This window comes from Marinobacter sp. JSM 1782161 (assembly GCF_011421605.1).
Taxonomy (GTDB): domain Bacteria; phylum Pseudomonadota; class Gammaproteobacteria; order Pseudomonadales; family Oleiphilaceae; genus Marinobacter_A; species Marinobacter_A bohaiensis.
The window spans coordinates 545,611-564,638 of sequence record NZ_WSSA01000003.1; the positions used below are offsets into that span (position 1 = coordinate 545,611).

General features: G+C 63.3%; 19 protein-coding genes. 5 read left to right on the forward strand and 14 right to left on the reverse strand.

The window, feature by feature from the left end:
• Positions 1-5: 5 nt before the first annotated feature.
• The 13 genes from pdxJ to rpoE form a co-directional block, all read right to left on the reverse strand.
• Positions 6-749 (reverse strand): pyridoxine 5'-phosphate synthase, encoded by a 744-nt coding sequence (gene pdxJ, locus GQB00_RS15315; RefSeq protein WP_165856972.1) that lies wholly within the window; start codon positions 747-749, stop codon positions 6-8.
• Positions 739-1,467 carry a DNA repair protein RecO gene (gene recO / locus GQB00_RS15320; RefSeq protein WP_165856973.1) on the reverse strand — a complete coding sequence of 243 codons (729 nt, stop codon included), beginning with the start codon at positions 1,465-1,467 and terminating at the stop codon, positions 739-741. The genes pdxJ and recO overlap by 11 nt, the downstream gene beginning before the upstream one ends.
• Positions 1,468-1,528: 61 nt before the next feature.
• Positions 1,529-2,446, reverse strand: a complete 918-nt coding sequence (gene era, locus GQB00_RS15325) for a GTPase Era (protein WP_111497483.1) — start codon at positions 2,444-2,446, stop codon at positions 1,529-1,531.
• The gene (gene rnc / locus GQB00_RS15330; RefSeq protein WP_111497482.1) at positions 2,446-3,117 is read right to left on the reverse strand and encodes a ribonuclease III; all 672 of its coding nucleotides are present in this window, start codon (positions 3,115-3,117) and stop codon (positions 2,446-2,448) included. Before rnc ends, era begins: the two co-directional genes overlap by 1 nt.
• Before the next feature lie 17 nt (positions 3,118-3,134).
• Entirely contained in the window at positions 3,135-3,500 is a 366-nt protein-coding gene (locus tag GQB00_RS15335) for a DUF4845 domain-containing protein (protein WP_111497481.1), read from the reverse strand.
• A 57-nt stretch (positions 3,501-3,557) separates the two neighbouring features.
• Entirely contained in the window at positions 3,558-4,361 is an 804-nt protein-coding gene (gene lepB, locus GQB00_RS15340; RefSeq protein WP_165856974.1) for a signal peptidase I, read from the reverse strand.
• Between the two features lie 12 nt (positions 4,362-4,373).
• A complete protein-coding gene (gene lepA, locus GQB00_RS15345) occupies positions 4,374-6,173 on the reverse strand; it encodes a translation elongation factor 4 (protein ID WP_111497479.1) in 1,800 nt (599 codons plus the stop codon).
• 177 nt (positions 6,174-6,350) lie between these two features.
• Complete coding sequence (locus GQB00_RS15350; RefSeq protein WP_111497478.1) at positions 6,351-9,068, reverse strand: EAL domain-containing protein; 2,718 nt, start codon at positions 9,066-9,068, stop codon at positions 6,351-6,353.
• A gap of 214 nt (positions 9,069-9,282) precedes the next feature.
• Positions 9,283-10,692, reverse strand: a complete 1,410-nt coding sequence (locus GQB00_RS15355; RefSeq protein WP_165856975.1) for a DegQ family serine endoprotease — start codon at positions 10,690-10,692, stop codon at positions 9,283-9,285.
• Between the two features lie 105 nt (positions 10,693-10,797).
• The gene (locus tag GQB00_RS15360) at positions 10,798-11,289 is read right to left on the reverse strand and encodes a SoxR reducing system RseC family protein (RefSeq protein WP_165856976.1); all 492 of its coding nucleotides are present in this window, start codon (positions 11,287-11,289) and stop codon (positions 10,798-10,800) included.
• Between the two features lie 15 nt (positions 11,290-11,304).
• On the reverse strand, positions 11,305-12,399 hold the full coding sequence (locus GQB00_RS15365; RefSeq protein ID WP_165856977.1) for a MucB/RseB C-terminal domain-containing protein: 1,095 nt from the start codon (positions 12,397-12,399) through the stop codon (positions 11,305-11,307).
• Between the two features lie 12 nt (positions 12,400-12,411).
• Positions 12,412-12,999, reverse strand: coding sequence for a sigma-E factor negative regulatory protein (locus GQB00_RS15370; RefSeq protein ID WP_111497474.1), 588 nt, complete (start codon positions 12,997-12,999; stop codon positions 12,412-12,414).
• Positions 13,000-13,045: 46 nt separating this feature from the next.
• Entirely contained in the window at positions 13,046-13,783 is a 738-nt protein-coding gene (rpoE, locus tag GQB00_RS15375; protein ID WP_228276823.1) for an RNA polymerase sigma factor RpoE, read from the reverse strand.
• Positions 13,784-13,924: 141 nt separating this feature from the next.
• Here rpoE and nadB point away from each other — a divergent pair, with 141 nt between their 5' ends.
• The 5 genes from nadB (at position 13,925) to GQB00_RS15400 (ending at position 18,234) form a co-directional block, all read left to right on the forward strand.
• The gene (nadB, locus tag GQB00_RS15380) at positions 13,925-15,529 is read left to right on the forward strand and encodes an L-aspartate oxidase (protein ID WP_204355854.1); all 1,605 of its coding nucleotides are present in this window, start codon (positions 13,925-13,927) and stop codon (positions 15,527-15,529) included.
• Positions 15,530-15,559: 30 nt separating this feature from the next.
• Positions 15,560-15,811: a succinate dehydrogenase assembly factor 2 gene (locus GQB00_RS15385; protein ID WP_111497471.1), complete on the forward strand. Its 252-nt coding sequence runs from the start codon at positions 15,560-15,562 to the stop codon at positions 15,809-15,811.
• Positions 15,795-16,259: a hypothetical protein gene (locus GQB00_RS15390; protein WP_111497470.1), complete on the forward strand. Its 465-nt coding sequence runs from the start codon at positions 15,795-15,797 to the stop codon at positions 16,257-16,259. The genes GQB00_RS15385 and GQB00_RS15390 overlap by 17 nt, the downstream gene beginning before the upstream one ends.
• Before the next feature lie 12 nt (positions 16,260-16,271).
• Positions 16,272-17,246, forward strand: a complete 975-nt coding sequence (locus tag GQB00_RS15395) for a YgfZ/GcvT domain-containing protein (RefSeq protein WP_165856978.1) — start codon at positions 16,272-16,274, stop codon at positions 17,244-17,246.
• A gap of 154 nt (positions 17,247-17,400) precedes the next feature.
• Complete coding sequence (locus GQB00_RS15400) at positions 17,401-18,234, forward strand: HDOD domain-containing protein (protein WP_165856979.1); 834 nt, start codon at positions 17,401-17,403, stop codon at positions 18,232-18,234.
• Between the two features lie 46 nt (positions 18,235-18,280).
• Here GQB00_RS15400 and ung read toward each other — a convergent pair whose 3' ends face one another.
• Complete coding sequence (gene ung / locus GQB00_RS15405) at positions 18,281-19,027, reverse strand: uracil-DNA glycosylase (protein WP_165856980.1); 747 nt, start codon at positions 19,025-19,027, stop codon at positions 18,281-18,283.
• Between the last annotated feature and the right edge of the window lies 1 nt (position 19,028).

Genomic DNA, 19,028 nt, shown 5'->3' on the forward strand with positions numbered 1-19,028 from the left:
ATTCCTTATGGGCGCAGGGTAACGGCCCGGTCGAGAATCTCACGCATGTCCCGCACCGCTTCCTTCATGCCGGTGAACAGGGCGCGGGCAATGATGCTGTGGCCGATGTTGAGTTCGTTGATCCCGGGAATCGCCGCCACCCGCTCGGTGTTGTGGTAATGCAGACCGTGGCCGGCGTTGACCACCAGGCCCAGTGAGCGAGCGTAGGCGACGCCGTCGGCCACCTGCCTGAAGGCGGCCTCCACCGCGTCCGGCGTCTCCGCATCGGCGTAGTGCCCGGTATGGATCTCGATAACCGGCGCGCCACAACGCGCAGCCGCGTCGATCTGGTCCCGGTCGGCATCGATGAACAGCGACACTTCCGCGTCGACGCGCGCCAGTCGTTCACAGGCCCGGGCGATTTTCTCCTCCTGACCCACCACGTCAAGACCGCCTTCGGTGGTCAGCTCCTCGCGCTTTTCCGGCACCAGGCAAACGCACGGCGGGCGCACCTGCTCAGCGAAGGCCAACATGGCCTCGGTGACCGCCATTTCCAGGTTCATTTTGCTGTTGAGCATGTCGCGCATCAGCAGCACGTCGCGGTCCTGGATGTGGCGGCGGTCCTCGCGAGGATGGATGGTAATGCCGTCGGCGCCAGCCTCTTCCGCCAGCAACGCCGCCTGGACCGGGTCCGGATAGCGGGTACCGCGGGCCTGGCGCAGGGTGGCCACGTGGTCGACGTTCACGCCGAGCAACACTCTAGGTTTCATGCTTGTCTCCTCGCCATTGTTGGAACAGGGCGCGACTGTGCAACTCGCGGCCCTGCAGCAGATGATCGATCAGCACGCGCATCATGCGCTTGGCCGTGCGACGCGCCTCGGGGCTGTCCAGGCGTGCATCCGCCAGTTCCAGCAGCACGTCGCCCCGAAGCCCCCGCAGCAGGCTGCCCGGCGATGCCTGTGCCAGGACGCCCTGCTCCGGGTCATAGTAGTAATAAGCGTCCATCCGCACCGGTTCGCCGGTATCCATAGCCTGGTCCCAGGCAAAGCCGTAGCCCAGGGCATCAATCAGCCACCATTCGAACCGGCGCAGCAGGGGCTCGATGTCGCCGGCCTGCGCCAGATTCTCAAGGGCTTCAATGTAATGGGCAAACAGCTGCGGAAAGGGTTCAGCAGGTGGCAGCAGGCGCTGCAGCAGCTCGTTGAGGTAGAGCCCGCAGTACAGCCGCTCGGTGCGGCGCAGATCGGGCCCCAGGCGGCTTTCGGCCGCGGTCAGGTTCTTGAGGTCGGAGCGGCCCTGCCAGCCCAGCAGCATGGGCTGGAAGGGTTGCAGCTGGGCCTTGAGGGGACTCTTCGGGCTGTTGGCGCCACGCGCCACCACGGTCAGGCGGCCGTGGTTGAGCGAAAACAGGTCCACCATCAGACTGGTTTCGCGGTAGTTCCGGCGATGGAGGACATAGCCGGGCTCCTGTTCGACCCTGTCGCTCATCGGCTGGCAACTCCTGTGTTGGCCGGCGGCGCGTGCAACATCACGTCGTCACGGGCCGCGATCAGAAGTCGTTCATTCCGAGACTTTTCAGCGCGCGCTCGCTGTCCGCCCAGCCCTTCTTGACCTTGACCCACAGGCGCAGCATCACCTTGCCGTCGAACAGCTTTTCCATATCGATACGCGCTTCCTGACCGATGCGGCGGATGCGCTCTCCCTTGTCGCCGATCAGGATCTTCTTCTGCCCGTCACGTTCAACGAGGATCAGAGCGGCGATGTGCAGGACTTTGCCGTCGTCCTTGAATTCCTCGATCTCAACGGCGGTGGAGTAAGGCAACTCCGCACCCAGTTGGCGCGTGATTTTCTCGCGCACAATTTCCGAGGCCAGGAAGCGCTGGCTGCGGTCGGTCAGCTGGTCGTCCGGGTAGAAATGGATGCTGGCCGGCAGCATCCGATCCACGGCCGCCTCCAGTGGTTCCAGGTTCTGGCCGCGCAGGGCGGACAGCGGAATGATCTCGGCGAACTCACGTTTGCGGGCCAGCTCTTCCAGGTGCGGCAGCAGGACCTCACGCTTGTCCAGCTTGTCGACCTTGTTCACCGCCAGGATAACCGGGGCTTTGACGTTTTCCAGCTTGCGCAGGACCATCTCGTCCGCGGTGGTCCAGTGGTTCTGGTCCACCACGAAAACCACCACGTCCACGTCCTTCAGTGCCGAGCTCGCCGCCCGGTTCATGTAGCGATTCAACGCCCGCGGCTCTTCCTCGTGCATCCCCGGGGTATCCACGTAGATGGCCTGCACGTCGCCGCGGGTCTGGATGCCCAGCACCTGGTGACGGGTCGTCTGCGGCTTGCGCGAGGTGATGCTCAGCTTCTGGCCGAGGATGTGGTTCAGCAGGGTGGACTTGCCCACGTTGGGGCGGCCGACGATCGCGACAAAGCCACAACGGCTGTCGGGATTGTCCGGCTGGGTGGGATCGATCATCAGTTATTCTCCACGCCCAGGGATTTCAGGGCGTTGCGGGCGGCTTGCTGTTCGGCGACACGGCGACTGCCACCGACACCGGTGGTCTTGCGATCCAGCGATGGCAACGCGCACTCGACGTGGAAGGTCTGGGCATGGGCCTCGCCCTCGATGGAGATCACGTCGTAGCGTGGCAACGGGTACTGACGCGATTGCAGGTACTCCTGCAGCCGTGTCTTGGGATCTTTCTGGGTGTCCTGCAGATCCAGGCGTTCCAGACGTTCGGTGAACCAGGCCAGCACGCGGGCACGGCAGGTGTGGAAGTCGCTGTCCAGATAGATAGCGCCGATCACCGACTCCACCGCATCCGCCAGGATCGAATCGCGCCGGAATCCGCCACTCTTCAGCTCACCGGAGCCCATGCGCAGGTATTCGCCCAGGTGGAACTCGCGGCCAATCTCGGCCAGGGTGACCCCCTTGACCATGCGCGCGCGCAGCCGGCTCAACTGGCCTTCCCGAGCGTTCTCGAAATGGCGGTACAGATGCTCGGCAATGACCATGTTGACAATCGAATCCCCGAGAAACTCAAGACGTTCGTTGTTCTGGTTCCCGTGGCTTCGGTGGGTCAGCGCCAGGGTCAGCAGCTCGGGATCCCGGAACTGGTATCCCAACCGCTTCTGGAGCCGGCCCATTTCAATCTCGCTTACCCTCACTGGCCTCTCATCTCATAGGCGTGGTTAAAGTGGACAACCGCGTCCACATTCTGGAACAGGTCGGTGCGCACCTCGTACTCGAGGGAAACCAGCACCGCATCACCGTCCTTCTTGATCTCGATAAGCTTCTGGTCGAAGCCGTCCACGTTGTTGACGCTCAGACGCTTGCGGATCAGGGTCTGCACGTCGCGAACGCTCAGCTGGCCCAGGTCCTCGGTGTTGTCGAGGCTTTCAATGGCTTCCTGGATGGTCAGGTCATCCAGATAGACGGGCCCGAGCTTGATTACCAGGGTAATCAGGCTGCCGAAAAAGAGGACCGCTATAAGAATACCCAGGGTGGAAGCGCCACGTTGAGTCTTCATGACATACTCTCTTTTTTCTGGTTGTGGAGGCGCCGGCCTTCCTGGCCGGCCGCCGGTTCAGTCGATCAGGCCGACACGGTCGAAACTGGGCAGCCAGGAATCCAGGTGCATCCAGATGGCAAAGGCCTTGCCCACCACCAGGTGCTCGGGCACGGTGCCCCAGTACCGGCTGTCGTTGCTGTTGTCGCGGTTGTCCCCCATGACGAAGTACTGCCCCTGGGGAATGGTCCACTCACCTTCCCCGCCCGGCGCCGTCCGCCCCATGGAGCGCAGGATCTGGTGCTTGACGGTCCCCAGGTCCTCCTCGCGCAATTCCACCGGCGGCAGCGTGGCCACAAAATCGGACGCAACCACCTCGCCGTTGATGGACAGGGTGTGGTCGTGATAGCTGATGGTGTCGCCCGGCAGCCCGATCACCCGCTTAATATAGTTGGTCTCGCCATCCTTGGGGTACTTGAACACCATCACGTCACCCCGCTCCGGCTCACCGATATCGACCACTTTAGTACCGATCACCGGCAGGCGCAGGCCGTAGGAGAACTTGTTGACCAGGATGAAATCCCCGACCTTCAGCGTGGGCAGCATGGAACCGGACGGAATCTGGAAGGGCTCGACCAGGAAGGAGCGCAACACCAGCACGATGGCCAATACCGGAAAGAAGGAGCGGCTCAGCTCCACCAGGTACGGCGCCTTGTCGTCGTCGCTGTCGTCTTCCCCCGCACTGCCACCGGCGGCCGTGGCGGTCTGGGTTTCGGTAGCCCGGGCCTCACGGCGACTGCGCAGGAACAGCCAGTCCGCCAGCCAGATCAGGCCGGTGGCGAACGTCAGGGTGACAAGGATCAGGGGAAAATCGATATCCATGCAGTTGGAGTCCTAGTTGTCGACGCGCAGTACGGCAAGAAACGCTTCCTGGGGCACCTCGACATTACCAAGCTGCTTCATGCGCTTTTTACCTTCTTTCTGTTTCTGCAGGAGCTTTTTCTTCCGGCTCACGTCACCGCCGTAGCACTTGGCCGTGACGTTCTTGCGCAGCGCCTTGACCGTCTGGCGGGCGATCACGTGCGTGCCGATCGCCGCCTGCAGGGCGATATCAAACATCTGCCTCGGGATCAGTTCCTTCATCTTCTCCAGCACCGCACGACCGCGGTAGTGGGCATGATCCCGATGGACGATCAACGCCAGGGCATCCACCCGGTCGCCGTTGATCAGGATATCCAGACGCACCAGGTCGGCGGTCTGGAAGCGCTTGAAATGATAATCCAGTGACGCGAAACCGCGACTGGCGGACTTGACCCGGTCAAAGAAATCGAGAACCACTTCCGCCATCGGCAGCTCATAGGTCAACTGCACCTGACTGGCGAGGAACAGCATGTTCTTCTGAACACCCCGTTTTTCCTCGCACAGGGCGATGACGTTGCCCAGGTGTTCCTGGGGCACGAGGATGTTGGCCTCGACGATCGGCTCGCGCATTTCCTCGATGCTGCCCACATCCGGCAGGCGGGACGGGTTATCGACGTACAGGGTCTCACCCTGCTTGTTGACCACCTCGAACACCACCGTCGGCGCCGTGGTGATCAGGTCCAGGTCGTATTCCCGTTCCAGCCGCTCCTGGATGATTTCCATGTGCAGCATGCCCAGGAAGCCACAGCGGAAGCCGAAGCCCAGGGCGTCGGAGCTTTCCGGCTCGAAAAACAGGGAAGCGTCGTTCAGGGTCAGCTTGTCCAGCGCCTCACGGAAGTCGTCGTAATCGTCGGAGCTGACCGGGAACAGGCCGGCGAACACCTGGGGCTTCACCTTCTGGAAGCCCGGCACCATCGCCGTGTCCGGCGTACTCTGGTGCGTAATGGTATCGCCCACCGGGGCACCCTGGATGTCCTTGATGCCGGCGATCACAAAACCGACCTCGCCGGTACCGAGCACGCCGGTATCGGTGGGCTTGGGCGTAAAGATACCCACCTTGTCCACCTGCCAGGCGCGGCCGGTCGACTTGATCAGGATCTTGTCGCCCTTGCGCAGGCTGCCCTGGCGCACGCGCACCAGCGACACCACGCCCAGGTAGTTGTCGAACCAGGAGTCGATGATCAAAGCCTGCAGCGGGCCGTCCACGTCGCCCTGGGGCGGAGGCACCAGCCGGATCAGTTCTTCCAGCACGTCCTCGACACCCAGGCCGGTCTTGGCACTGCAGCGCACCGCTTCGGTGGCCTCGATGCCGATGATGTCCTCGATTTCCTGGGCCACCCGGTCGGGTTCCGCCTGGGGCAGGTCCATCTTGTTCAGGACCGGCACCACTTCCAGCCCCTGCTCGATCGCCGTATAGCAGTTGGCGACCGACTGAGCCTCAACGCCCTGACCGGCATCCACAACCAGCAGGGCGCCTTCGCAGGCGAACAGCGATCGCGATACCTCATAGGAGAAATCCACGTGGCCCGGGGTGTCGATCATGTTGAGCTCGTACTCGATTCCGTCCCGGGCCTTGTAGCGCAGGGTGACACTCTGGGCTTTGATGGTGATCCCGCGCTCACGCTCCAGATCCATGGAGTCGAGTACCTGCTCGGCCATCTCGCGGTCGGTCAGGCCGCCACAGAGCTGGATGAAGCGATCGGCAAGCGTGGATTTTCCGTGATCGATATGGGCGATGATGGAAAAATTGCGGATGTGGCTCAGGTCAGTCACAGAATAGGGTGTCTCACGTCAGAAAAATGTTCGGCGCGCCCGGCCCGGACAATGCCCGGGTCGGCGGCAGAATGGCGAACGCTGATTTTACCGGTTAACCGACCCTATTGCCATGTACCCCTGTTAGGATTTGTACAATCGGGCCGGCGTCCCGTCGGATTGATTCGCCGACGGGCGCTAAGTTCCCGAGCGTTCCTGCTGACGCACCAGGAATCCAATCAGGGCGTCCTCGTCAAGGGGATAGCTGAACAGGTTACCCTGGGCCTGGGCACAGCCGCTGGCGCGCAGGAAATTCAGTTGCTGCGGCGTTTCCACGCCTTCGGCAATCACCGTCAGGTGCAGCTTGTGGGCCAGGGCAATCACCGCCGAGGTCACGTCGGTGGCGGTGGCGTTATAGGGAATGTCGCGGATGAAGACCTGATCGATCTTCACCGCGTTCAGCGGCAGTCGCTGCATGGCCGCCAGCGAGCAGCTGCCGGCGCCGAAATTATCCAGGATCAGACACACACCGATATCATGAAGCGCCCGCAACAGCGGGTGCAGGATGTCCGGATCCTCGTTGAGCAACTCGGAAGGCAGCTCCACCTCCAGTTGCTCCGGCCGCACGCCGGTCTCGGTGATGACCTGGCGAAACATGCCCATAAAGCCGGGATCGATGACCTGCCGCGCCGACAGGTTGACCGAGATCCGCAGGTCGCCGAATCCGGCCCGCTCCAGTGCCTGGATCTGGATGCAGGCCTGGCGCAGCGCCAGCTCTCCCAGGCGCACGATCAGGCCCGACTCCTCGGCCAGGTGGATGAACTGCTGGGCCGGCACCAGCCCCCGCTCGGGGTGCTGCCAGCGCAGGAAAGCCTCGACCCCCAGCACCTGCTCCCGGGCCAGGTCGAACTTGGGCTGGAAATGCAGCACGAAGCGGTCGCCGTCCAGGGCATTGCTCAACTCTTCCTGCTGCAGCATGCGCCGCGCCGCCTGGATGTTCATGGCCGCGGTGAAGAACTGCACGTTGTTGCGCCCCAGCTCCTTGGCGCGGTACATCGCCAGGTCGGCGTACTTCATCAGCGAGGTGGCGTCGGCGCTGTCGTCAGGGATCATTGCCAGACCGATACTGACCGTCACCCGCACCTCGTGCTCGCCCAGCCGGATGCGCTGGCACAGGCGCCGGAGAATGCTCTCGGCCACGCCGGCCGCCGCATCGGAACCGGTCACCTCGGACAACAGCACCACAAACTCATCGCCCCCGAGCCGCGCCACGGAATCCTCTTCCCGCACACAGTCGATGAGCCAGCCGGCCACGCTCTGCAGCAACTGGTCGCCCACATCGTGGCCCAGCGTGTCGTTGATGCGTTTGAAACCGTCCAGATCGAGGAACATCAGCGCCGCCGACTGGCCGCTGCGCTTGCAACGGCGGATGACGTGTTCCAGCCGGTCGCGGAACAGCTGGCGGTTGGCCAGCCCGGTGAGCGGATCGTAGAACGCCAGCCGATGCAGCTCCGTCTGGGCCGCCTTGAGCTCGGTCAGGTCCCGCAGACTGACCACGACGCCGTTGACGCCGGGCACGTCCATCATCGCGGTGTAGGAGCCCTCCATATCTCGCCAGTCGCCGCAGGCATCGCGGATGCGCGCGTGGACCACGGGCAGGGCCTTGCCGGGTTCCTCCATGGCCTGCTCGAACACCTGCTGCATCTGCGGCCAGTCATCGGGATGCACCTGGCGCTCCAGCGACAGGTCCGGCACGTTGCGCGGGTCGTAGCCGAGAATGTATTCCGACGAGGGGCTGACGTACTGGGTCTGGCCGCGCTGGTCGAGGATCAGGGTGATGTTGCTGGCCCCCTCGGTGATCGCCCGGTAGCGGCCGGCATTGATCTGCGCCAGCAGGCGCGACCGGATCATGACGAGCGAGAAGGCGAATAACAGCAGGCTGATGATGATCCCGGCGACCAGCACGATCAGCGGCCGCGGATCCGACGCCAGGTAGTCGAAGGCCGGCGTGGTATGGGTCTGCAGCAACCAGGTACGTCCGCCGTGCTCGACCTTCTGGCTCATCGCGAAGGTGTAGTCGTTGTCCAGCGACCCCAGGTTGGAGCCGTACATCAGCGCTTCCTTGACCGCCACGTCGCTGTCGTAGATGCGCACATCCAGGAACGGGGCGATCAGGCCGACGATCCCGTCCATCAGGTTGTTCATACGGAAGGCGCTGAACACGAACCCGCGCAGCCGGTCACGCCGGTCCTCCAGCAGACGGGGCACTTTATCCCCGTCATAGACCGGAAAGTACATCAGGAAGCCGGCCTGCTTGTCGTCCACCTCTTCCTGCACCAGCACCACCTTGCCCGTCATCGTCGCCAGGCCGGAGTCCCGCGCCTCTTCCATGGCCTGACGATGGGTGGGATCGCCAAAAGCGTCATAGCCATAGGCGCGCTTGTTACGCTGGGTGCTGGGCTCAAGGAAGACGATGGGATGGTACTCGGCGCGGACGCCGGCGGGGTTGATCAGGTAATCGGGCAGCCCCTGGTCACGGATGCGGCGCACGAAGTCCCGCACCTCGTCGCCCTCAACCCGGGCGGTGAAGCCGAGCCCCTGGATGCCCGGGTAGTAGCGGTTAATGTCGAGCTTGTTGACGTAGAGCCGCCAGTCCTCGCGCCCCACCAGGTCCGCCACCGCAAACAGCCCGGCGCTGCCGGCCAGCACCTGCTCGTAGTTCAGCAGACGCTCCTCGATCGCCGTCTTCAATTGCAGGGACTGGGTTTCGAAACGCGCCTGGGTGCGATCCTCCACCAGCAGTATGGAAAACTGCCAGGCGCCCGCGGTCAGCGCCAGGGAAATCAGAAGAAGCGCCCAGGCAATACGCGACGGGCGCTGTCGGGCGATCCGCCCCAGAGAAACTTCCTTTGCCATTCATTCAATCCGTTGAGAAAAGGGCGCGAAACCCTTGAAAACCGACGACTCGACCGCTCGACGGGGAGAGCCCGATAATAAAACGGTTGAGTATAGCAAATACTGTCGCTGATTAATCCATAATCAGGAATAACAAAACCCCGGGGCGCCTCCGCACTCCGGGGTCGTTTAGGTCAGGTCAGCATGCACCGGTCCGGGCGACCGGTGGTAGGCATTACTTCTCAGTTTTGACCACCAGGAACGTCGACTGTCCGTCACGCATGACCAGCACCGGGATGGCCTTGCCCTTGGGCAGGTCGGCGGCAATGCGGCGGAAGTCATCGGCCGAGCTGATGGTTTCATTGTTAAGTTTGCGGATCACGTCATTGGGACGGATGCCGGCGTCCAGCGCCGGGCCGGAACCGACGTTACGTACCAGTACGCCGTCCTGGATGTCCAGCTGCTGGCGCTGCTCGGACGTCAGATCGGCCACGCTCAGCCCCAGCGGGCCGCCGCCCACGGATGGTTCGGGCGCATCACTACTGGAAGCCTGACGGTCCTCGGGCAACTGCCCGATGGTGACATCCAGCGACACTTCGTCACCGTTGCGCAGCACGGTCAGATCGGCGGTCTCGTCGATCTTGGTGCGACCCACCATCGGCGGCAGATCGGACGACAGGTTCACCGATTCTCCGTTGTATTCGAGAATGATGTCACCCGGTTGCAGGCCGGCTTTTTCGGCGGGGGAATCCGGCAGCACTTCCGCTACCAGCGCGCCGCGCGGACGGTTCAGACCAAACGACTCCGCCAGGTCGCGGTTCACTTCCTGGATCAGCACGCCCAGCCAGCCGCGGGTCACGAAGCCCTGATCACGAATCTGCTGGAACACGTTCATCGCCACGTCGATGGGAATGGAGAAGGAAACCCCCATGAAGCCGCCTGAGCGGGTATAGATCTGGGAGTTGATGCCAACCACCTCTCCGTCGAGGTTGAACAGCGGGCCGCCGGAGTTGCCCGGGTTGATGGCCACGTCGGTCTGGATGAAAGGCACGTAGTTCTCCGACGGCAGGGAACGGCCGATGGCACTGACGATACCCGCGGTCACCGTGTAGTCGAAGCCGAACGGCGAGCCGATGGCAAACACCCATTCGCCCTGCTCCAGATCCGACGAATGCCCCATTTTCACGACCGGCAGGTCCTCCGCCTTGATCTTGAGCACGGCCAGGTCGGAGCGCGGGTCGGTGCCCACCACACGGGCGTTCAGTTCGCGCCGATCGCTCAGGCGGACAACGATTTCGTCAGCGCCTTCGACCACATGGTTGTTGGTCAGGATGTAGCCGTCCTTGGAGACGATAAAGCCTGAACCCATGGACTGGAGCGGCTGCTGGCCCTGCTGGCCACCCGGCCCGTTGGGCCCTTCGAAGAAGCGGCGGAAGAACTCCGGCATCTGATCGAGCTGGCGATCGTCAAAACCCGAGCTGCCGCGGGGCTGGGGTTCCTGGGTGGTGCTGATATTCACAACCGCCGACGAGTTTTCCTTCACCAGATCGGTAAAATCGGGCAGTTCGGCGTGGGCGCTGGCGGCCGCCAGCATCAGGAAAGCCAGAATGGGCGCAAACCAGACTCTCAGGCTCTTTTTGGGCATACCTCACTCCAGAATATACTTGGGTTGACAGGATGGACACGTCTATTTTGTAGGCAGTACCAGGCGTTTCAAATTAAGGAAATTTTAACCCGGCCCGGGGACCGTTCAGGGAAACCGGAATGCGTCGGAATCCCGCACGGTTGTGGGCTCCGCATCCACATGATGCAGATCAACGCGCAGCATCACCGGGCTCAGGCGAGCCGTTCGGGAGGCTCCTCCGGCGACGATCCGGACCACCAGAAAACCGCTCGCCAGCCCCAGCAGACCGCCCAGGATGGCCGGCCCGTCGCCGGCTTCCCCCAGTGAGGCTCCGGCCAGTGCGCCCACCAGCAGCGCCAGCAGAGGCAGCGCGTAGACCAGCAACGAAGCGGTCAGAAGCTGGCGTTCACCGATGCCCAGGACGACCGGATCACCGACCCGCGCCCCTGCCGTGTTCGCCACCTTCACCTGGTTCGCGCGACCGTCCGACAATCGCGCAAGAGCGCCCTGCCCGCAGCCCTTGCGGGCGTTGCAGGTGCCGCAGGTGCTTTGTCGAATGGTCTGCACCCAGGCCTGATCACCGGTTACGGCCACCACGGTGCCATTCTCTTCAATCATGGTGAGCCCCGATCGTCATTCGCTGCCCGCCGTTGCCTGCGGACGGGCGGCCATATCGCTACCAGGCTCCGTGCCGACGCGAGCCGGCTCACGGTTTTTCTGAACGAAGACCGAACGCCCCACCTTCATTGCCGTATCGGGCGGAATTTCCCCGACCACCGTCACCAGGTGGCGCTGATCACCGACCACCATCTTGCGCATGAAAATGGTCGTGGCGCCGATGCGGGAGATGCCGGTCGGCATGTCCTTATTGCCCACAGGCGCAATGAAGACCGAGAAAGACGCCAGTCCATCGGAGAAGGCCACTGCCTGGCCCGTATGCGAGTGCGGCGACGGCGTTTCCTGGAAACCTTCCGGATGCCAGCCCAGGCTCCAGGCGAACTTGGCCGGCTGCGAGGGCTCTGGCGGTGGCGCCGCCGCGGCTATCCTGGCTTCCGCCTTGTCCAGGGAAAGCGCCTGGCGCGGGTCCTCGAAGGGAATCTGGAACTCACTGTCGGGAATATCGTCGGTCAGCTCCAGCATGGTGAACTGGAAACGCTCAAGCACCGTGTCGTCGTTTGCCAGCACCTGACTCTTGACCAGCAACCCGGACGTCTTTTCCAGCCACAGGCGGTAGCGGTAGCGATGCACGTCTTTGGGGTTGAGGGCAACGACCACAGCCCGGTGTCCGGCCACACGGTCATCGTCCAGCAACCGCGCCGCGTACCAGCGCCGGAACGGCGGCAGCTTGCTGCTGAACGCTTCGGAAAACGGCCCCGACGGCAACACCGCATCGAGCTGGATGCGGCCGTGGGACGGCAGGATACAGAAGACCCGTCCACCACGGCGGATGATTTCGCCCTGGTCGCCATCCTGGATCACCAGGCGCTCCTGCACCTCGCCGTCATGAAAACGGTGGGCAATGCGCATCGAGCTGACCTGGTCGCCGCGGCTGTAAACGAACACGCCTTTGTAACTGGTGGCGTTGAGCGCCGGCCCAAGCTGCTCAAGCCAGTCCTCCGCCGTTTTCGGCGCATCGGCGGCCTGCGCAGACACGGCCAACCAGGTCACGAACAGCCCCAGGAACCACCGCAAGCGGTGGTGCGACTGAGATCCCAAACGATCAAACATCAGACAGCGACCCTAGCGAACACCGGTGGACGCACTCGCAACCCGGGCAAAGCCCATCGATCCGTACCCCATACCCACGCTGTTGTGCTGGGCATGTTCCAACAGATAACGACTCATCTGCTCTCGCTGTTCGGCGTCCAGCCCCTGCAGGGCGATCTCCTGTACCGGCTGACTGTCAGCCACGGGGCTCGCGGTATCAGAGGCCGGCCCGGACGCCACGCTGGCCGTCAGTGAACGGGTCGCCCCCTGATCGGCGGTGCCCCACTGCGTCCCGGCACCATAGCCCACCAGGAGCGCCAGGGACACCGCGGCGACGGCGGACCAGCGCATGGACTGACGCGCCGCAATCGGCGAGGAAGGACGCGCCTCCGTCTCGACCGGTTCGTGGTGGTCATCAATGGCCTCACGCACCGCCGCGCTGACATCCACGCAGGCCAGATCGCGACGCTCGTCATGCATCAGGTTCCGCAACTGCTGCCATCGCTGCCACTGATGCTGAACCTCCGGCTCTCCGGCCCGACTGAGCAACCGGCGCACCGCCAGCTCGTCGGCCTGGTCATCCATCATGGCTGACAACGTCTCTCTCAGACGATCATCCATCGCGCTTGCACCTCAAAAAAATCACACATCCAACAAATGGGCCGTTTCAGTCCGCACTCATCATCGGCGCCAGTTCCCGGTCCACGGCGTCCCGGGCCCGGAAGATCCGGGACCGGACCGTACCGATCGGACACTCCAGGATCCTGGCGATGTCTTCATAACTCAGCCCCTCGTACTCGCGCAGGAGCAGTGCGGAGCGCAGCTCTTCCGGCAACGCTGAAATCGCACGCTGCATGGCCTCATACATTTCTTCGCGCTGCATCAGTTTCTCCGGGGTGGCCACATCGCGCAACCAGTCCCCCGAGTCCAGCCGTTCGGCTTCCTCCGCTTCCATACTGCCGCGCGGCCGGCGGCCACGGGATTCCAGGAAGTTCTTGGCGGTGTTGACCGCAATCCGGTAAAGCCAGGTGTAGAAGGCACTGTCTCCCCGGAAACGCTCGATGGCCCGGTAGGCCTTGACGAAAGTTTCCTGGGTCAAATCCAGAATGTCCTGGGAATCATTGGTGTAGCGGCTGATGATCGACGCCACCCGGGACTGGTATTTCAGCACCAACAGGTCGAAGGCCGAACGGTCCCCCCGTTTGACCCGCTGGATGAGCTGCTTGTCCGTCTGGCTCTCGCTGGCAATCTGTGGCGTGCTTTCTGTCACCGGTCTCTTCGCCGTCTGGCTTCCTGCATCCGGGCGCTGCGACAGAGGTGTCACCGTCGCCTTCTCGCGCTTCGTTTCGTGAACCTCTGTCTGACTTGCCTGCAGGGCCGTCGTGGGCATTCTGGAAATCGTCATGCGGCAGTCCCATTTGCACTTGACTTGTCCGGCCACCCCGAGGCCGTTGACTTGTGAGGGGTGACCCTGTGTGGCCAAATAGACAGCAGCCGCAAAGTTTAGTTCAATAGCGCCCTCATTATGGCCCGCGAAACCAAAGAGATGCCACAGTCCCACCAATACGACGTGCTGATCATCGGCAGCGGCGCCGCCGGGCTGACCGTCGCCCTCAACCTGCCCCAGCACCTCAACGTCGCCGTCATCAGCAAGAGCGAACTGGCCAGCGGCTCGACCTTCTGGGCCCAGGGCGGCATTGCCGCGGTACTGGACTCCGAGGACAGCGTCGAGGCGCACATCCGTGACACGCTCAATTCCGGCGCCGGCCTGTGTCACGAGGATGCCGTTCGCTTTACCGTCGAGCACAGCCGGGAAAGCATCGAGTGGCTGATCGAAAAGGGCGTGAACTTCACCCGCGACGACGAACAGAACTACCACCTTACCCGGGAGGGCGGCCACAGTCACCGCCGCATTATCCACGCTGCCGACGCCACCGGCCAGGCCGTCTCCTACACGCTGAGCGAGCAGGCGCGGCAGCAGGAAAACGTACACATCCTGGAGCAGCGAGTGGCGGTGGACCTGATCACCCACCGCAAGCTGTCCCTGCCGGGAAATCGCTGCGTCGGCGCCTATGTGCTCAATCTTGACGACAGTCATGTCGAGCTGGTCCGGGCCCGCTTCGTGGTCATCGCCACCGGCGGCGCCAGCAAGGCCTACCGCTATACCAGCAACCCGGACGGTGCTTCCGGCGACGGCATCGCCATGGCCTGGCGTGCGGGCTGCCGGGTAGCCAACATGGAGTTCAACCAGTTCCACCCCACCTGCCTGTATCACCCCCACGCCAAGTCGTTCCTGATCAGCGAAGCGGTGCGGGGCGAGGGCGGACGCCTGCTGCTGCCGGACGGCTCCTCCTTTATGGAGCGCTTCGACCAGCGCGCGGAACTGGCGCCGCGGGATGTGGTGGCCCGTGCCATAGACCATGAAATGAAACGCCTCGGTGCCGATCATCTCTACCTCGACATCAGCCACAAGCCGGCCGACTTTGTAAAGAATCACTTCCCCACAATCTACGAGCGCTGCCGCGAGTTCGGCATCGACATGACCCGCGAGCCCATTCCCGTGGTCCCCGCCGCCCACTACACCTGCGGCGGCATCATGAGCGACCATCGCGCCCGCAGCGACGTCAACCAGCTTTATGTGGTGGGAGAGGCTGCCTTCACCGGTCTGCACGGGGCCAACCGGATGGCCAGCAACTCACTGCTCGAATGTCTGGTCTACGGTCGTGCTGCGGCCGAGGACATCGCCCAGCTCGACGCCAGCATTCCCGAGCCGCCCGACGCGCCGGCCTGGGACGAATCCCAGGTGCGCGACTCCGACGAGGACGTGGTGATCTCACACAACTGGGATGAGCTGCGTCATTTCATGTGGGACTACGTCGGCATCGTTCGCACCACCAAGCGACTGCAGCGCGCCAAGCACCGGGTCGACCTGTTGTCCCGGGAAATCGGCGAGTTCTACAGCAACTACCGCGTGTCCAACGACCTGCTGGAACTGCGCAACCTGGTCACCGTGGCCGACCTGATCATCTGCTCTGCCCTGCAGCGCCGCGAGAGTCGGGGACTGCACTACACCCTGGACTATCCGGGACTGAACCACGAGGCCGGCGATACCGTCCTCACGCCAACCACATTCCGTCCGATCGCGCCCTGAAGCGGTCGGTCCATTACCGAGGTTCTTTCTATGGACGATGTTGAATTCAAGCGTCTTTACTGGCACAGCCGGCGCGGCATGCTGGAGCTGGACGTACTGCTGATCCCGTTCCTGGAGGAGGTCTACCGCGATCTGCCCAAAGAGGACCAGGCCCGCTACCACAAGCTGATCGAATGCGAAGACACCCAGATGTTCCAGTGGTTCATGCAGCGCGAAGTGCCGGAAGACGAAGACCTGAAGCGCATCGTCGACATGATCCTGAAGCGTGTACAACCGGATTGAGCTGACACAGTTTCCTTCCCGCGCCCTCGTAGGCGCGACGCTCCTGTTCTGGAGTTCGGCAGCCCTCTGCCTCGTGCTGCTGAGCCTGCAGGGGGCGCCCTGGCCCGCGCTGGCGTTGCTGCCAGCGGGCGTCATGGCCTGGCGCGGCGCCACAGCCGCCGGCCTGGGCAAGGGCCCGCGCCAGCTCCGGGTCAGCAACGGCCAGCTCTATCTCGTGCACGCCGACGGTCATGACGAAGCCGTCCACCCCAGCCCCAACAGCCGCATCTCGGGGCATCTGGCCCTCTTGAAACTGCGCCCTGCCGGCACCATTGTCAGGGAATACAATCTCGTGCTGATCGATGTCCCCGGCTGCCGCAACACCGATCCCGACGCATTCCGGCGCCTTCGGGTCTGGTTGCGTTTTGCGCTAGACACCCGATCCGACACCGTGTCACCCGACGCCTGACTGGAGTCCGATATGACCGATACCGCCGTCGCGGCCGAATCCACCGGCATCGCCGCCGCCCAGCGCCCCGAAAACGCTTGCGCCAGACTGCCGGAATACCGGCTGTACCGGGTCAGCGGTAAGGATCCACACAAATTCCTGCACGGCCAGCTCAGCCAGAGCCTGGACGAAATCAGCGACAGCCACTCGGCACGAGCCGCCGCCTGCACCCCCAAGGGCCGGACCTACGCCCTGACGCTGCTGGCCGGAGACGGCGATGACGTCCTGCTGCGGCTGCCGGAGTCCGTGGCCGATCACATCAGCCAGCAGCTGAACAAATTCCTGATGCTGTTTCGCGGCACCCGGATGGACCGGCTCGAAGACGCGACCGTATTTGGCCTCTGGGGTCAGGACAGTGCCCTAGCGCTCAGTTCGGACGCGGCGTCACTGGCATCACCGGGCGACTCCCTGTCACTGGATGACGGCAAGCTGATCCGCGTGGAAGACACCGCCGAAGGCACACAACGCTACGAATTCTGGCGCCTTCAGGGCGACCGGCAACCCGCGGTCGACCTGGCCGGCGCGGCGGACTGGGCCGCCGCGGACATCAGTGCCGGCGTGCCGGAACTGAGCCCGAAAACACTCGAGGAATACGTGCCACAAATGCTCAACCTGCAGCACATTGGCGGCATCCACTTCAAGAAAGGCTGCTATACCGGGCAGGAGGTCGTGGCCCGGATGCACTATCTTGGCCAGCTGAAGAAAAGCGTTTTCCGCCTGGCGGTGGACGGCACTGAGGCGATCGACGTGGGGACCCCCGTTCTGGCTGGCGACAGCCGGGTCGGGGAAGTGGTCAACAGCGTCCGTTTCGACGACGGCCACCAGGAGGTGCTGGCCGTGATCAAGCATACCGCGCTGGCGAAGGAACCCTGGCAGGTCGAGGGCCACGCCGGTCAGGTCTCGCGGCTGCCGCTTTCCTATGCGGTGCCAGAGCAGGACGCGTCCTGAGCGCAACGCCCTGTCGCAGCTCCGGATACGTTTTGTCACGGCCCGGACTCCGGATATCTGCTATAAAGGACACAGCCGCGCCGGCTACCCGGCCTGACCGCACCCCCCCGGCGCGAAGACAACGTTCCAAACACGTCTGACGGAATACCCAAACATGGCGAATATCGCAGAAACCCTCAAACAGGATCTCGTCACGGCCATCGAGAGTGACAAGCTGGTACTCCCCACCCTCCCCGAGGTGGCCCTCCAGGTCAGGGAGATTGCCGAATCCGAGGATTCCTCCATACAGGACCTGGTCAAGGTGATCAGCAACGATACCGCCCTGTCGGCCCGCCTGATCCGGGTCTGCAACAGCCCGCTGTTCCGTGGCGCTCGCCAGATCGAGACCCTGACCATGGCCGTCAGCCGCCTGGGCATGGCCTACACCAGCAACATGGCCATGGGCCTGGCCATGGAACAGATGTTCCAGGCCACCTCCGACATGGTCGACAAGCGCCTGCGTGCCACCTGGCAGACCAGCACCGAAGTGGCGGGCATCTGCCACGTACTGGCGCAACATTACACTAAGCTGAAAGCCGACCAGGCCACGCTGGCAGGTCTGGTACACCTGATCGGGGTCCTGCCCATTCTGCGCTACGTGGAAGACAACGAGATCCAGATCAGCAGCATCATGCTGGATAACATCATCGACGAACTGCACGCGGACATCGGCGAGCGCATCCTGAAGAAATGGGACTTCTCCGAGGACCTGCAGCAGGTACCGCGCGGTTTCACCGACTTCCAGCGCGTGGTTCCAAAAGCGGATTACGCCGATCTGGTGATGATCGCCAACCTGCAACTGGTGGCCGGCACCGAACACCGCTTCAACGAGATGGACTGGAACCAGATCCCGGCCTTCGAGCGCCTGGGCCTGGACCCGAATGTCGATATGAGCCAGGAAGAAGACCTGAACGCGGAAATGGAAGCCGCGATGGCGCTGCTCCAGTAAACCCGCCCGGGGTTGAGCTCCACCAGATACAAGAAAGGCCGGTGATTCACCGGCCTTTCTTGTATTGGGCGATCAGCGTGTCCTGATCCGGCAATTGCCAATCGATGGGTGGGCGCCCTTTCTGAACGAGCCAATCATTGGTTTGCTGGAAGTGGCCGCAGCCGAAAAAGCCCCGATGAGCACTCAGCGGAGACGGGTGCGGCCCCTGCAGCACCCGATGGCGGCTGCGGTCGATGATGCGCCCTTTCTTCTGTGCGTAACTGCCCCAGAGCAGGAACACCACGTTTTCGCGCTCGGCGTTGATGTGCTCGATCACCCGGTCGGTAAAGTGCTCCCAGCCTTTACCCTGGTGGGCGCCGGCCTGCCCCTGAACCACCGTCAGCACCGCGTTGAGCAGCAACACGCCCTGCTCCGCCCAGGGCTGCAGGCAGCCGTGACCCGGCGCCGGGATACCCAGCTCCGCATCGATCTCCTTGAATATGTTGACCAGAGACGGCGGTGTCTTCACCCCCGGCCGCACACTGAAACACAGTCCATGGGCCTGCCCCGGCCCGTGGTAGGGGTCCTGCCCCAGAATAACCACGGACACGTCGTCGAACGGCGTCGAGTTGAGGGCATTGAAGCAATGCTGCCTGGCCGGGAACAATGTTTTCCCGGCCTGCTCCTCTTCCGCCAGGAAGGCGGCGAGTGACTGCATGTAGGGCTGCTCGAACTCGCCACTGAGACGTTCGAGCCAGCCCCGTCCGGGCTTGAGCTGCTCGCGCAGCGCTGCGGCGGCCGGATGAATCGACATC